Origin of the sequence: Candidatus Accumulibacter phosphatis (genome assembly GCF_012939955.1) — a bacterium.
In the GTDB taxonomy this organism is placed as follows: domain Bacteria; phylum Pseudomonadota; class Gammaproteobacteria; order Burkholderiales; family Rhodocyclaceae; genus Accumulibacter; species Accumulibacter delftensis.
Genome location: NZ_SPMY01000052.1, coordinates 47,981 through 61,620, shown reverse-complemented (window position 1 = coordinate 61,620; position 13,640 = coordinate 47,981). Strand labels below are relative to the sequence as shown.

Annotated in this window: 14 protein-coding genes; 13 read left to right on the top strand and 1 reads right to left on the bottom strand. The window is 60.7% G+C overall.

From position 1 onward, the window contains the following. Positions 1-199: 199 nt before the first annotated feature. Positions 200-3,136, bottom strand: coding sequence for an alpha-amylase family glycosyl hydrolase (locus E4Q23_RS17285; protein ID WP_169067790.1), 2,937 nt, complete (start codon positions 3,134-3,136; stop codon positions 200-202). A 467-nt stretch (positions 3,137-3,603) separates the two neighbouring features. On the opposite strand from E4Q23_RS17285, the gene E4Q23_RS17280 reads away from it, so the two are divergent. The 13 genes from E4Q23_RS17280 (at position 3,604) to E4Q23_RS17225 (ending at position 13,485) form a co-directional block, all read left to right on the top strand. Beyond that, on the top strand, positions 3,604-4,857 hold the full coding sequence (locus E4Q23_RS17280) for a hypothetical protein (RefSeq protein ID WP_169067789.1): 1,254 nt from the start codon (positions 3,604-3,606) through the stop codon (positions 4,855-4,857). A gap of 10 nt (positions 4,858-4,867) precedes the next feature. Then, entirely contained in the window at positions 4,868-5,677 is an 810-nt protein-coding gene (locus E4Q23_RS17275; RefSeq protein ID WP_169067788.1) for a mechanosensitive ion channel family protein, read from the top strand. Further along, complete coding sequence (locus E4Q23_RS17270) at positions 5,658-6,188, top strand: hypothetical protein (RefSeq protein ID WP_211203812.1); 531 nt, start codon at positions 5,658-5,660, stop codon at positions 6,186-6,188. The genes E4Q23_RS17275 and E4Q23_RS17270 overlap by 20 nt, the downstream gene beginning before the upstream one ends. A gap of 501 nt (positions 6,189-6,689) precedes the next feature. Beyond that, positions 6,690-8,015, top strand: coding sequence for a tyrosine-type recombinase/integrase (locus E4Q23_RS17265; RefSeq protein ID WP_169067787.1), 1,326 nt, complete (start codon positions 6,690-6,692; stop codon positions 8,013-8,015). 77 nt (positions 8,016-8,092) lie between these two features. Beyond that, on the top strand, positions 8,093-8,419 hold the full coding sequence (locus E4Q23_RS17260) for a type II toxin-antitoxin system RelE/ParE family toxin (protein WP_169067786.1): 327 nt from the start codon (positions 8,093-8,095) through the stop codon (positions 8,417-8,419). Further along, positions 8,416-8,733, top strand: coding sequence for an addiction module antidote protein (locus E4Q23_RS17255; RefSeq protein WP_169067785.1), 318 nt, complete (start codon positions 8,416-8,418; stop codon positions 8,731-8,733). Before E4Q23_RS17260 ends, E4Q23_RS17255 begins: the two co-directional genes overlap by 4 nt. A gap of 112 nt (positions 8,734-8,845) precedes the next feature. Beyond that, complete coding sequence (locus tag E4Q23_RS17250; protein ID WP_169067784.1) at positions 8,846-9,619, top strand: hypothetical protein; 774 nt, start codon at positions 8,846-8,848, stop codon at positions 9,617-9,619. Positions 9,620-9,786: 167 nt separating this feature from the next. Further along, complete coding sequence (locus tag E4Q23_RS17245) at positions 9,787-9,996, top strand: DNA-binding protein (RefSeq protein ID WP_169067783.1); 210 nt, start codon at positions 9,787-9,789, stop codon at positions 9,994-9,996. Between the two features lie 100 nt (positions 9,997-10,096). Next, the gene (locus tag E4Q23_RS17240) at positions 10,097-10,375 is read left to right on the top strand and encodes a helix-turn-helix domain-containing protein (protein WP_169067782.1); all 279 of its coding nucleotides are present in this window, start codon (positions 10,097-10,099) and stop codon (positions 10,373-10,375) included. Further along, positions 10,375-10,935: a DUF1376 domain-containing protein gene (locus E4Q23_RS17235; protein WP_169067781.1), complete on the top strand. Its 561-nt coding sequence runs from the start codon at positions 10,375-10,377 to the stop codon at positions 10,933-10,935. The genes E4Q23_RS17240 and E4Q23_RS17235 overlap by 1 nt, the downstream gene beginning before the upstream one ends. After that, the gene (locus E4Q23_RS17230; RefSeq protein ID WP_248595533.1) at positions 10,925-11,992 is read left to right on the top strand and encodes a DEAD/DEAH box helicase; all 1,068 of its coding nucleotides are present in this window, start codon (positions 10,925-10,927) and stop codon (positions 11,990-11,992) included. The genes E4Q23_RS17235 and E4Q23_RS17230 overlap by 11 nt, the downstream gene beginning before the upstream one ends. Before the next feature lie 103 nt (positions 11,993-12,095). Continuing rightward, complete coding sequence (locus tag E4Q23_RS24120; RefSeq protein WP_248595532.1) at positions 12,096-12,434, top strand: hypothetical protein; 339 nt, start codon at positions 12,096-12,098, stop codon at positions 12,432-12,434. Then, positions 12,421-13,485: a DUF7146 domain-containing protein gene (locus E4Q23_RS17225; RefSeq protein WP_169067780.1), complete on the top strand. Its 1,065-nt coding sequence runs from the start codon at positions 12,421-12,423 to the stop codon at positions 13,483-13,485. Before E4Q23_RS24120 ends, E4Q23_RS17225 begins: the two co-directional genes overlap by 14 nt. Positions 13,486-13,640 lie beyond the last annotated feature (155 nt).

The window sequence follows — 13,640 nt, the reverse complement described above, 5'->3', positions numbered from 1 at the left end:
GTGTCTCCACGTGTCATGACCGTTAATGTGAAAGTCGCGCAAGCGACTCACGAATCTCCCTTTTCCCCTCGCGGGAGAAGGGTCGGGGAAGGAGGGGAAAACGGTCATGACTTTCATGATCTGTGGTGTCTCGATTGTCATGACCGTTAGCTATCCTTCGTCGGAAACTCAACCTTTGGTCGACCTTGCCCACATCACTTCAGGTCTTCTGCAAGATCACTGCACCGTAAGCCGGAATATTCAGGGCGTGTCCACCATGCAGGCGAGCGTCGCGACCGCCGTTGCTGTGCTCGCCCTCGTGTTCTTCATGAATCGCGAATGCTGGCCAAGTCGAATTCCAAAGTTCACGATACTGTCCCCAAGGCAGATTGAGTTCAGCGAGTTTCCTGTGGCCTGACCAAGCGCCGAAGTTAAGCAAGACAAAGTAGTCCCCATTATCTCCGCGCGTAAAGGCCAACAGCTGTTCTTCCGTAAAGCAGACGTCGATGCGGGATGGCCCTTGAATGCACTGATCTTTACGCAGGCAGCCAAGCTCTCGCCACCAAGCGCGGATGCGGCCGCGGTCGGCGTTGGCAAGGTATTCCTCGATATCCAGCTTTTCATCGCTACCGAAGCTGAACTGCTTGTCTTCACCCGATTCCGCTCCCATGAAATACAGCGGTATGCCACGCGAAAGGAGCGTCGCTGCCGCCGCGACTTTCGACATCCGCCAGCCTTGTCCATAACCCGCCACGCGCGCCACTCGATCGGGCACATTGCCAACCTCGTCATGGCTCTCTGGATAATTGACGATCTTATACCAGCGGTCACACTGAGTATGGGTAAGCCTCATTGCGTCTGCTAGACGGGACATGCCGAACTGCCGGCGACAAGCGTCAATCAAGCGATCATGAAAATCATCGCCCCACTGTGAGTCCATCGGCCCGCCGTAGTTCGTCATGCTCCACTCGTTTGGCAAATGCTCGGCCATCAGGATACAGTTGCCGCCGACTTGCGTGCGCACGGCATGCCGGAGTCCGTGCAGAAATTCCCAACCGCCGCCGGAACCCAACTTCCGCACCGACCCGCTCCAGCCATCCCAAGCGGCAGAGTGCACAATCGTCGCGGTATGATCCAGCCGGAAGGCATCGACGCGAAACTCGTTGGCTAGATATACCAGGTTTTGAGCAAAGAAATGAAGACACTGCGGATGGTCGAAGTTGACCAGCGCGCCCCACTGCGTGTCACCGTCAAAGAAGCTGTCTCGCGCCACGGCCCACAAAATGTTGTCGCCGCCGGCATGGTTGAACACGACGTCGAGCACCACCGCCAAGCCATGTTCGTGCGCTGTACGGACTAAGTGTTTAAGATCGTCGGGACCATTGGCTCCGCAATAACCGTTCTCCACGGCATAAAAATAGGCTGGATCGTAACCCCAGGAATTCGAGCTACTCACTTCGTTGACGGGCAGCAGCTGAATCGCCGTCACACCCAGTTCCTTGAAATAGGCGGCGTTGTCTGCGATTTCCTGAGCAACGCGACGCAACGGTGCTTCCTGTTGAAAGCGATTGGTGAAGCGGCTCGGGTGCAGCTGATAAATGACGTAATGATCGAGATTGGGTCGCTCCCAAGACTGGCTTCCCCAATCGAAACGTGCGTGATTCACCAGCCGTGACGCCGCATCGATGCGGGAAGTTTCCACCCAATTCGCCGCCGGGTCTTGCCTGCGATCGCCCTGGTTAAACAGGAACTGGTACTTGACGCCGTGGTAATCGCTTTGTCCGCAGGCCAGGCCGGAAAGCAGATCCGCAATCTTAACGCTGCCCCACCAGTACGTGCCGTCGCGAGTGATCCGCATTTGAACAGGGTTGGTCGTCCAGTCGGTCCACTCGCCAATCAGGCTGACATCGGCTGCGTGAGGCGTGTGCACTACAAAGCGCATTTCGTCCCCTTCGGCGTAGGCGCCGGGACGGCGGATCCGAAATGGCGGATCCCTTACAAGATCGGTCGGCGGCTTGGCGGAAAGCAGCGGTGGACGGTCGAGTACGACATATCGGTGTACCGGTGAACCAACGCCATGTACTTGGATCGCATGCCGAAAACGCTCCCAGTTACCTTGAGTATCATGGAACTTGAACGACGTGGTCACTTCAGGATAGACCTGTAGCGAGACATCGCCGCTGGCAGTGACGGGGACATTGACGGCGAGCGGCCCGCGCGCCCGATTGACCCACACATGAGCCAGCGGCGAACCCTGCAATGTGCTCAAGTCCGAGTTCGCAATCGAAAGGTCGAGTTGCACATTGGCTTTGGGAGCGGACGAAAACAAGGTCTTGTCCCCTTCGAGCGTCCAGTATTCTTTGTCGTCTGTGATGGTGATGTGCTCACGCCTGGCTTCGTCGTGTTCCCACTCGTCAGCGATACCGGGGTTGTGAATCTGGCAGCTGTACGGCAGTTGCGTGAAAATCTGGCTGGTAAACGTGGTCCAGCCATTCGCATCGACGCCATCGACCTCGGTGACGTAATCGCCGTTCTCGGCCCACAGGTGCAGCTTCGCAGGAGCGTTGAACTCCTGACGACAATGCAGTGTCAGCGTGCAGCTCTTTGGCACCAGCTGTGCGATTGCCGGGGTACCGCTATGCGTCCAGATCTCGGTGCCGTCGTCCGCGACCCACCACCGGTTGGCAGCATCCGGCTCGAAGTCAACGAACTGTCCATCATTTGCGCGGATGAACTTGAAGTTGAAAAAGGAGCTTTCGTGAGGCGCCAAGTTCAAATCAAAGTACGGTCCCAAGGAATCGAGTCCCGATTGGGAGATGCGTCGGCTGACACCCTGGACTGAATCCCAAAGGTACATTTCGCCAGGTCGATACCTGGACTGGGATATCAAGTGCACCCGCAGGCTGGACTCAGTCTTACCCCGGGGATCTTTCGTGACCACCCGCGACGCTTCGGACACGAACCAAACGGCGGGGTGAAAGCCTCCCGAGTGCAACTGTGGAAGTACCCGCTGAAACACGTCGCTCTCGAAATCTTCAGGCGAGCCGCGATCGTCGAAGGAGAACAGCATGAATCGAACGGGATTGCCGATCGATGTTTCGAGATCGCACTGGAACTCTACCCATCCCGGCCCTGCAGGTGCGACGACCGGATACAAGAAAAACCTGGTGGAGGTCCCGACCCGCCAAACGTGCAACCCAGGCCGCCGGCGCTGCGTATAGACAAAGAAACTCTGCATAATCGCCCCCTTCACGCGTTTGATTGGCGTCGCAACTGCGCTTCTTCGCAGGAGCGGTCAGGCAGATGCCCCCGCTCAGAGCAGAAAGTGCAATTCGACAGGAGAATTCTACCCCCCAAGTGGAGCCATTGGCCCTGCATCACAGCGGGTATTTTCGGCTCACATGGTCGCCAGGCGAACTGGCCCGCGCCCAGCCCGCAAGGAGCCGGACGTGAGAGTTTCCCCTCATCCGACGCGAGCAGTTCAAAGGGCAGCATCAATTGCCGACCCGGACTCGCACTTTCCCGGCTCAGGTCTTTCCCCGTACCTTGGGCAAATGTTAAGACCTGCCCCCGTCGTGCCAAAGGGGTCTCGCGGTGGCGAGTCCATTCGCGTACCATCGCTGCATGAGCATGGAACAAAACCCACCCTTGCACGAGCCGGATCGCGAATCGCCGCCGATGCTGTGGGAGTTTGTCAAGCTCGCCGACTATCGTGTTCCCAGCCCTGCCCGCGCGAGCGCGGCGCTGGAAAAATGGACATCACTGAGACAGCTTTTCCGGCGCGACGAAGTCGACCAACGGGACGAACAGGCGCCGGTCAAGTCCGAGGACGAATTGCGCCTCTTGTCGCAGTCGCGCTTGCACGATCTGGCACGGCCGATCGACTGGCGCGGCGCGGCGGCAGCGCTGGACGCGGCACTGGCCGATTGGCTGCAGGCCAGCAATGCGGACACGGCGGTCAAGTTCGTCATCGGGCAGCCGCATTGCGGCCACCCGGAAATCCTTGCGCATTGGGCCGCCAGCCACGACGCGCTCCGGATCGAGGCGCCCAGCAGCGAGCAGATTCTCGGCGACGACGGTCGCTGGCTGGAAGCCTGGCCAGCGACCGATCGCCTGTGGGTACTGGCGAATCTGGAACATTGCTATCTGCGTCACGCCAACGGCCTGGGACTCGTTCGGCGCCTCCTTGAACGGGCGGCGAGTGGTGCTCTGGGACGCGGCGTGATTGCTTGTGACAGTTGGGCCTGGGCATATTTGCAGGAAGTCTGGCCGCTCCCGCAGCCGGGCGCGCTGACCCTGCAGGCTTTCGATGGGCAGCGCCTGTCGCACTTTCTCGCCGAGTTGATGCCGTGCCCGGTGCGTGATCGCCTGCGCTTCTGTAACGCCAGGACGGGCAACGAAGTACACCTGGAACTCGGCGAAAACAACACTGCGCTCAGCCCGGAAGTCAATCAGCTTGCCGTTTACAGCCGCGGCAATATCGGCTGTGCCTGGAACTCCTGGCGGGCGTCACTAAGGGCAACGCCGGATCAGGGCGAGGACGGCACGGAACAGGCCGGCGAGACCCAAGCTGGCGCGGATCGGGGCGCCGAAATTGTCTGGGTGTCCGCTGTCCGCCAAGAACCCGTCCTGCCGGCCGAAAAAGGCGAAGGCCTGGCTTTCATCCTGCACGCGCTGCTGTTGCACAACGGCTTGCCGGCAACACTACTGCCCGAGTTGCTGCCACAACCCGAGCACCGCATCGCGTCCAGCGTGCTGCAGTTGCAGACCCAGGGCGTCATCGCCCTGGCCGATGGTCGCTGGCAGATCAGCGCATCGGCCTACGCCGTGGTGCGCGAATTCTTGCGGCGGCGCGGTTTTCTGCGGGATAACTTCTGAGGTCTCGAACATGGAAGTGCCACCACTGCAACAACTCTTCAAAGACCTCGGTACCGGTACGCTGCTGGAATTACTGCTGATCGTTGTTCTCACGACGACGCTGATCGTCAGCGTGCAGAGACTGCTGCCATGGCTTGCCGAGCAAATGCATGGAAAGCACCGTCTCTACTTGCTGGCCATCGTGCCGCTGCTACGGCTCGGCATCCTGGTGGTCGCTTTCCTGTGGATCGTGCCGCTGATCGTCAAGCCTTCGCTGCAGAACATGGTGGCCCTGTTCGGCACCATCGGACTGGCGCTCGGTTTCGCGATGAAGGACTACGCCAGCAGCCTGATCGCCGGCATCGTCGCCGTTGGCGAAATGCCCTATCGCAACGGCGACTGGATCGAAGTCAACGGAATCTACGGCGAGGTGACGCATATCGGCATGCGTACGGTGCAGATCGTCACCGCCGACGATACCCTGGTCAGCATCCCCCACCTGCGCCTCTGGAGCGATCCGATTTTCAATGCCAACTGCGGTCGCCCGCAGCTCCAGTGTGCTGCCGATTTCTATCTCCATCCCGCGCACGACGCGGCGGCGGCCAAAGCGGTACTTCAGGACGTCGCGCTGACCAGCCCCTATCCCTATTTCGACGACCCGATCATGGTCGTCGTGCACGAGAAACCCTGGGGCACCCACTACCGCTTGAAGGCTTATCCGATCGATGCGCGCCAGCAGTTTCGCTTCATCAGCGACCTCACCGTTCGCGGCAAAGCGGCCCTGCTGCGACACGGTGTCAGCTTCGCCACAGCCCCGGCGCTTGCCGACAAGCAGGCCTGACTTTCACTCACTGCTTGCCCGGACGGTTGCACGCGTTTGGCAGACACGTTCCGCCGACGCCTACGCAATTCACACCCATCACATCGACCTCGGGTTCGAGCCGAACCGTCTCCAACTCGTCACCCGCCTCAAGCAGGACATCTACGTGCCGGCCATCAAGGCCGAAATCGCTGCCGTCGAAACCACGCCGTCGCTGGCTGAACAACTCGCTGCACGGCCGTTCAGGGGCCTTCCGAAGTACGGATCGTACGTTGCCCGCTGCGCATTCATTCATACCCTGGCGTTCAAAGACATCTTGCGCGGACTCAACGCCGAGGAACTTCGCTACGCCATCCTGAGTCCGGGAACAGATGTCGCATTCATTGACGACGCACGCAAACGCTTCGCAACCGACTCGGCGTATCTCGACGACAAGCCGGGTGCCCCGCTTCGCTTTCTGGCCGAGGCCAATCTCACCCAGATCGTCCGGCGCCAAGAAACCAACACCGACCGCGACGAGGCGCGCACATGACGACGCCGTTAATGCTGCTCTGCTGAAGCAGGCCGAGCAGGCAGCGGCGGCGGGCGTGGAAATCGACGTGCGGCGCTTTGCGGTGGCGGTGCTTGGTTGCCATTACCGAGGCATTGGCGGCCAGCGCCCAGGATTGGGCGAAGGCTCAGCCGGCGACCGGCGGGATTTGCCGATCGGAAGTGCAAGACATGCTGCAAATCCAAGAAAAACCGGCGAGTGCTGGCCCGGTGATAGCCCAACAAAAAGCCCGACCTTGCAAGTCGGGCTAAATGTCTGATTTACTGGTGCCGCTGGGCGGAATCGAACTGCCGACCTTCGCATTACGAATGCGCAAACAATGGCATTTATTCATGTTGATTGGGATTCCAAAAGACAGTTAAAACTACTGTTTTTCAATCATTTAGCAGAACTAGACGTTGCTTTCTGTTGATGCGCATTGCTATAATTTGCCTACTGTCTGCCTACTGTGCGTCTCTGGTAGGCACCATCGGAGGGCGAACCATGAGCGAGAGAGTTAAATTCACAGCCGGGAAAATCTCGGGCTTCAACTGTCCGGCCGGCTCAAATGCCGCGTTCCTCTGGGACACCGACACAAAGGGGCTTGGGCTAAAGGCTTCAATGGGTGGTTCGAGACGGTACGTACTCGAAAGCCGCCTCAAATCTGGCGCAAGCATCCGGCTGACCATCGGCGACCCGAAGACGTGGGCGATTCAAGCCGCCCGTGACGAAGCCCGCCGACTACAAACGCTGATTGACCAAGGCATAGACCCGCGCCAAGAGAAGGCCGAACGCGTCGCAGCATCTGAGGCCAAGCGGGAACAAGCGAAACGCGTACAGGCATTGGCAATGGAAGCGTGGCAAGCCTACCTTGACGCCCGCGCCACGCGGTGGAGTGCCCGTAGCCTGCTCGACCATCAGCGCCTTTCGGACGCTGGCGGACGACCCAAGACCCGAGGCCGCAAACCCGGCGAAGGCGACACGACGCTACCGGGAATCCTGCTTCCCCTGTTAAGCCTTCCTCTGGCGAAGATCGACGCTGACGCCGTACGCGCATGGTTGAAGGGAGAAGCCGCACACAGGCCGACGCAAGCCAACAACGCCTTCGTTCGCCTGCGCGCCTTCCTCAACTGGTGCGCCGATCGACCCGAGTACCGCGACCAAGCACGCACTGACGCCTGTCTTACCCGCCTGTCTCGCGACGAACTGCCGAAGAAATCCGCCAAGGACGACTGCCTGCAGCGCGAACAGTTGCCGGCGTGGTTCGCAGCCGTTCGCCAGATACAAAACCCCGTCATTGCTGCCTATCTGCAAACGACGCTGCTAGCTGGCGCGCGCCGGGAAGAGGTGGCCGGCTTGGCCTGGAACGATGTCGACTTCCAGTGGAAGGCGATGACCATCAAGGACAAGGTGGACGGCACCCGCACCATTCCGCTGACTCCCTACGTTGCCGCGTTGCTGGCCGCCCTGCCCCGCCGCAATGAGTGGGTATTCAGTAGCCCCGCCGCCGCGTCGGGAAGGCTTCAGGAGCCGCGCATTCAACACAACAAAGCACTGACCGCCGCCGGCTTGCCGAACGTCACTATCCACGGCCTGCGCCGCTCGTTCGGCACGCTTGCGGAATGGGTAGAGTGCCCCGCCGGGGTATCGGCGCAAATCATGGGACACAAGCCGAGCGCGACCGCCGAGAAGCATTACCGGGTTCGGCCGCTCGACTTGCTGCGGATGTGGCACACGAAGATTGAGACTTGGATTCTGAACGAAGCGGGTATCGAACAATCGACGGACGAGCAAACCGCTCCGCGCTTGGTGAAGGGCGGCCGGAAGTAACCGCCGGCTACGACTCCGCGCCGCGCAAGTCCATTGCTCCCACTACAGAACTTCTGTAACCTTTACGTTACTAACCCATGTTCGACATTCTCGACTATCAGGCGGAAGACGACCGCGACCCGTTCAAGGAGTGGCTGGCAGGTTTGGCAGACCGGCAGGCACGCGCACGGGTGGCCGTTCGGGTGCAACGCATGGCCGCCGGCAACTTCGGCGACCACAAGCCGCTGAGTGAGGGGGTATGGGAACTGAAGATAGACCACGGCCCCGGCTACCGGGTGTATTACGCCCGGGCCGGCCGCCGAGTGCTGTTGCTGCTGGTCGGTGGTGACAAGCGCCGGCAGCAAGCCGACATTGCAACCGCCGTCCGCTACTGGCAAGACTGGCAAAGGAGAAACGCACAATGAAAGCCGCCCGCCCCCACGATGACGCAATGGTGGAACTGCTCCGCGAAGACCCGGCCTTTGCCGACGAGTACCTGGCCACCGCGCTGGAAGAAGCCGACGAACCCGGCGGGCGGCAAGCCCTGTTGCGCGCCTTGCGCCATGTCGCCCAAGCGCAAGGCATGGAGGAAGTTGCGGAACGCGCCGGCCTGCGCCGTGAAAGCCTTTACCGCGCGCTGTCTCCCAAGGGGAACCCGACGCTTGAAACGCTGCTGGCGGTCCTCTCCGCCGCTGGTCTGCGCCTGGCAGTTGCCCGCCGGGAGGAACACCCAGCCTGACTGAGTTTTGCCGCGCCTATCCCGAGGCTGATCCCCGAGGGTGAACACAGAAACCCCTTCATTCTGCTGGCGCGGCACCCCATTTGAAGGAGCGCAGCGAAGGAGCGCCATTATGAACGTAGTAGTCATCATTGCCGGCCGGGAAGCCATTCCGGTGCGGGCTATTCCGCACGTGACACGAAGGACGATTACTCCGGACACGCTATGCAAATTCTTGGGACACGAGGATGTCCTTAAGAGGCTGCTAGAGGTATCTGTCTATAGCATTCAACCACCTGATGGCTTTGCGCCATACCCACCGACTGCGTGGGACGCCATTTCCGACAGTCTGCAAGACCTCTCGACGAATCTCAAGGCCAAGGAGAACAGCGGCCGCACGACCCGCCAGGACTGGCGCCAGCAATCCCCGCTGAAACTGCCCGCTGGCGTGTTCGTATGGCGTGACGAGTTTGAGCCGGTCTATCGGCGCCAATGGAAGGGCGTTTTTGACGACCGCGCGATGGAACGTCTCGACGAAGGGCTGGCCGAACGGGCGGGAGAGCGGGACCTCCATTTAGACTGCACCAGTGCAGAGCGCGACGTGTTCGTCGAAGGTTTTGAATCCGTATCGGCACCTGCAGAAGTCCAGCACGAGAGCGAAGAGGGTACTTCTTCTACAGCGACTGTGGACTGGATAGCGCGTGTACGAGCCCTTGCCATCGAATATATCGCCCGCCACAAGGAGCAAGACCTGTACCCCACGCAAGATGACGTTTGCAAGCACCTAACTGAGGTAGCGCGCGAAAAAAAAAATCTTCGGCGCTCACAAAAAGCCCCTAGCTTTAGGCTACATCAAGAGAAATGCCATACAGAGCGACTGGTGGACGGAGAACGGACCGTGATATAGCGCGTGGGAAATGTGGGAAATCTCGACGAGGCGAAATTTCCCGCTCCGCAGCGAGCATGAATAGCCAGCAAAACCAATAGGTTGCTGGCTATTTTGTTTTTCTTGCTGGGAAATTTTCCCATCTATGAAGTGGCTACACCATCAACAAACAAGAAGGTGTAGGCCAAATGAACACTATCAATCAACTCATGGCGCGTGCCGGGCTTCCTCAAGTTCTGCCGACGGCCGACGCAGCGCGAGCAATCAACCGTGCGCCGCAGACGCTCAGGAAATGGGCATGCCTCGAAAACGGACCGATTCGCCCGGTGCGTATCAATGGGCGTTTGGCGTGGCGGGTATCTGACCTGCAGGCGCTGCTGGCCGGCGAGGTCGAGTAAATGAAAAAAAACGCTCCCGAACCAAACCGCATCCGAGAGCGCCCCACGCAAGCGCGATCATAACCCTAATCACCCCTCTTCTGATACTTCGCCGCCGCTTGTGACCGGGCAATGCGCGCAGGTTCTCAGAATCATTCGCGAGCTGGGCCCAGTCCTGAGTTTCACCATGACGGCCGACTACGCAATTCCCGAGGCGGCCGCCCGAGTCCACGACCTTCGGGGCAAGGGTTACAACATCCTGACGCAGATTCATTCAGCGATCGAGTTTCGCGGCAGCATCAGGCGGAATGCGGCGACGTACTCGCTCGGCACCCCTGAATGGCCGGCTCCAGGCTTTCTTGCAGCGCCGGAACCGGCGCGTCAAAGGGGGCTATTTTGATGGCCGCTAAATCGACGCAGCCGTTGCAATGGAGCAAAGTCTGGCTGGACGAAAACTCGCGCAAGACAGCCAGGTTGTCGACTCTCGAATTCGGCGCCTACATGCTCCTGGAACGTGCCTATTGGGTGGCCGGACCCCCCGGGGACGATGACAATCTACTCGCCCGTATCACTGGTCTGTCGATTGCCGAGTGGCGCAAGAGTCGGCCGGCAATCGAGCCCCTGTTTGTCGTCTCTGGCGGTCAGTGGATTAATCCGCAGATCGACGCAGACATGGAGGTCATGTACTCGGCGATGAAGAAGAACCGAGAGCGCACCGCCGCCGCGACAAAGGCCAGATGGCCGAAGGATGACCGTAAAGCTCTCCGTGACGGACAGCGTAACGGTGTCCGTCACGATGTCCTTGACGCATCCGTCGACGCTTACCAAGACTTTAAGGGCGCAACCCAAAGGCCCCTAGCCAAGCAAGAGCCTGTTTCTGCGCCCGGTGCTACTGACTCAGACGGGGATCATACGGCCGGCGATTCCTTGCCTGGATGGGAGGATTGCCATGTCTATTGACTTGCGCCCCTACCAATCCAATCTCGTCGACAACACCCGCCTTTCCTTGGCTGGGGGAAATCGCCGCGTGGTTGCCTATCTGCCCACAGGCGGGGGCAAGACGCGCACCGCCGCCGCCATCATCTGCAGGGCGCTGGCCAAGGGCCGCAAAGTCGTGTTCGTCGCCAATCGAAAGCAGCTTGTTCTGCAGACGTCGGGAGTCCTCCACGGCCTGGGCATCGCCCACGGCATCCTGCAGGCTGACAACACGCGCAATCTGGACGCCCGTGTTCTGGTGGCGTCCATCGACACGGTGCACCTACGCGGCCTGCCAGACGACATCAGCCTGATCATCATTGACGAGTGCCATTCCGTCGCCGGAAGCGCGAAGCTCAAGCAGATCATGTTTTCCAGAAACCTGGTGCCGGTAATCGGCTTGACGGCAACGCCGTTCGCTGCAGGTATGGGGAAGCACTACGACAAGCTCGGCGGCGCGCTGTTCGAGGACTTGGTTATCGGTGCAACGGTGCCCGATTTGATTGCTGACGGTCACTTGGTCGATTGTGATATCTACGCGCCGAGCGACCCCGACCTGAAAGGGGTGCGCAGCTCGAAAGGCATCGACGGCGAGACGGATTTCTGCCAAAGCGATCTGGCCAAAGCAGTCGATAAGCCGAGCCTGATCGGCGACATCCGAGACCACTGGTTCAGGCTGGCCAAGGACAAGCAAACGGTCGTCTTCGCCACCGACATCCCCCACAGCAAGCACATCGTCGAGACTTTCCAAGCGGCCGGCGTCGCCGCTGAGCACATCGACTACCGCATGGACGACGACGAGCGCGCGGCAATTCTGGAGCGCTTCGCCAACGGCGCCACAACGGTGCTCAGCAACTGCGCCTTGTTGTCGGAAGGCTGGAGACTGCCCGACCGCCGAGGTGATGATTCTGGCGCGCCCGACGCGCTCCCTGATTCGCTACATCCAGATGGTGGGCAGAGTGCTCAGGCCAGCGCCCGGCAAGGAGCGTGCATTGCTGCTCGACCACAGCGGCAGCACCGCGCGTCTTGGGCACCCGTGTGACGACCTACCGCTGGCGCTTGACGACGGGAAGCCCAGAACATCCGGCAGCAAGAGCACCGAGCGCCGGGAGTCACTGCCGACGAAATGCGCGAAATGCAGCCTCATGAAGCCAGCGAAAATCCACAAGTGCCCGGCTTGCGGATTCGCTCCCGAGCGGCAGAACGAAGTCCAAACCATCGCCGGCAAGCTGGTCAAGCAGGTGCGCAAGAAGCCGGCGACCAAGGACGTCAAGCAGCTCGTCTATTCGCAGCTCCTGTTTCTTCAGCAAAGGCGGGGCTATCGTCAAGGCTGGGCGGCGAACCAGTACCGGACCTTCTTTGATGTTTGGCCGAAGGGATTGGCGGAGGTCGCGGCAACGCCGACGCAGGAGGTCATCAACAAGGTCCGCGCGAACGCGATCGCCTTCGCGAAGCGCAAGGAGGCGGGCAATGCAGCGGCATAGCGTGCGGGAGGCGGCCGCCGGCAAGTGGCCGGGCATCCTCGCCGGCATGGGCTTGAGTGACCGTGCGCTGTCGGGGAAGCATGGACCGTGTCCGATGTGCGGGGGAAAAGACCGGTTCCGCTTTGACGACAAGGAAGGCCGCGGCACGTGGTTCTGCTCGCAGTGCGGTGCCGGCGATGGCGTCAAGCTGGCGATGCTGGTGACGGGCCAGGATTTCCCGGCCGCTGCTCTGGAGATCGAGCGCGCTGCAGGCGTCGTGCAGCCGTTCGTGCGACAGCCGGAGCAGGATGAAGCGGCGAAGGTCCGCAAGTTGTGTCAGGCCTGGGCGGAAGGCAGCAAGCTGACGCACGGCGACGAGGCCATGACCTACTTGGCTGGGAGAGACTTAGAGATCAAGACGGTGCCCGATTGCCTGCGCCTGCACCCCGCGCTGCCCTACTACGAAACTCGCGCGCTCGCGGGCAGGTTCCCGGCAATGCTCGCACGCGTCGTTGCTGCTGACGGCACGGGCGTCACCCTGCATCGGACATACCTGCAGCGCGGGCACAAGGCGCCGGTCAGTTCGCCAAAGAAGCTGATGGCCGGCAAGCCTGTTTCCGGGGCCGCTGTGCGCCTTTTCCCGGTGGCGGAATGCCTGGGTATAGCCGAGGGAATAGAAACGGCGCTGGCAGCGGCGCAGCTCTTCGGCGTTCCGGTCTGGTCCTGTATCAGCGCGGCAGGCATCCAGAGCTTCGAGCCTCCCGCTGGCGTGCGTGAGCTGATCGTCTTCGGCGACCACGATAGCAACTTCGTCGGCCAGGCGGCGGCGTACACGGCCGCACATCGGCTGAAGCGGAGAGGCTTGGTCGTGACGGTAAAGATTCCGTCGACGGTCGGTGACTGGCTTGACCAGCTCAGCGCGGACGCTGGGCCGCGAGACGCTGGAAATTGCCGGTACGTGCTGCGGGCGCTGCCAGTTATCGGCGAGGGCTCGACACTGCGCCGCGATGCACCGGATACGCTACGCTCCGACGCAAAAACAGGCGCCGGGAAGTCGGTCGACGTGCCATGATGAGAACGGCAAAAACTGCAGCGCACAATGCCGCCGGCAACAGCAAGCATGAAGTGTGCCCCTCTTTGTGCTGTCTGGCATATGACGGGTATAGAGTGCTCGTGGCTCGCAACTTGCTTACAGTGCATCGCACAATGCCTACGGCAAGTCGCCCG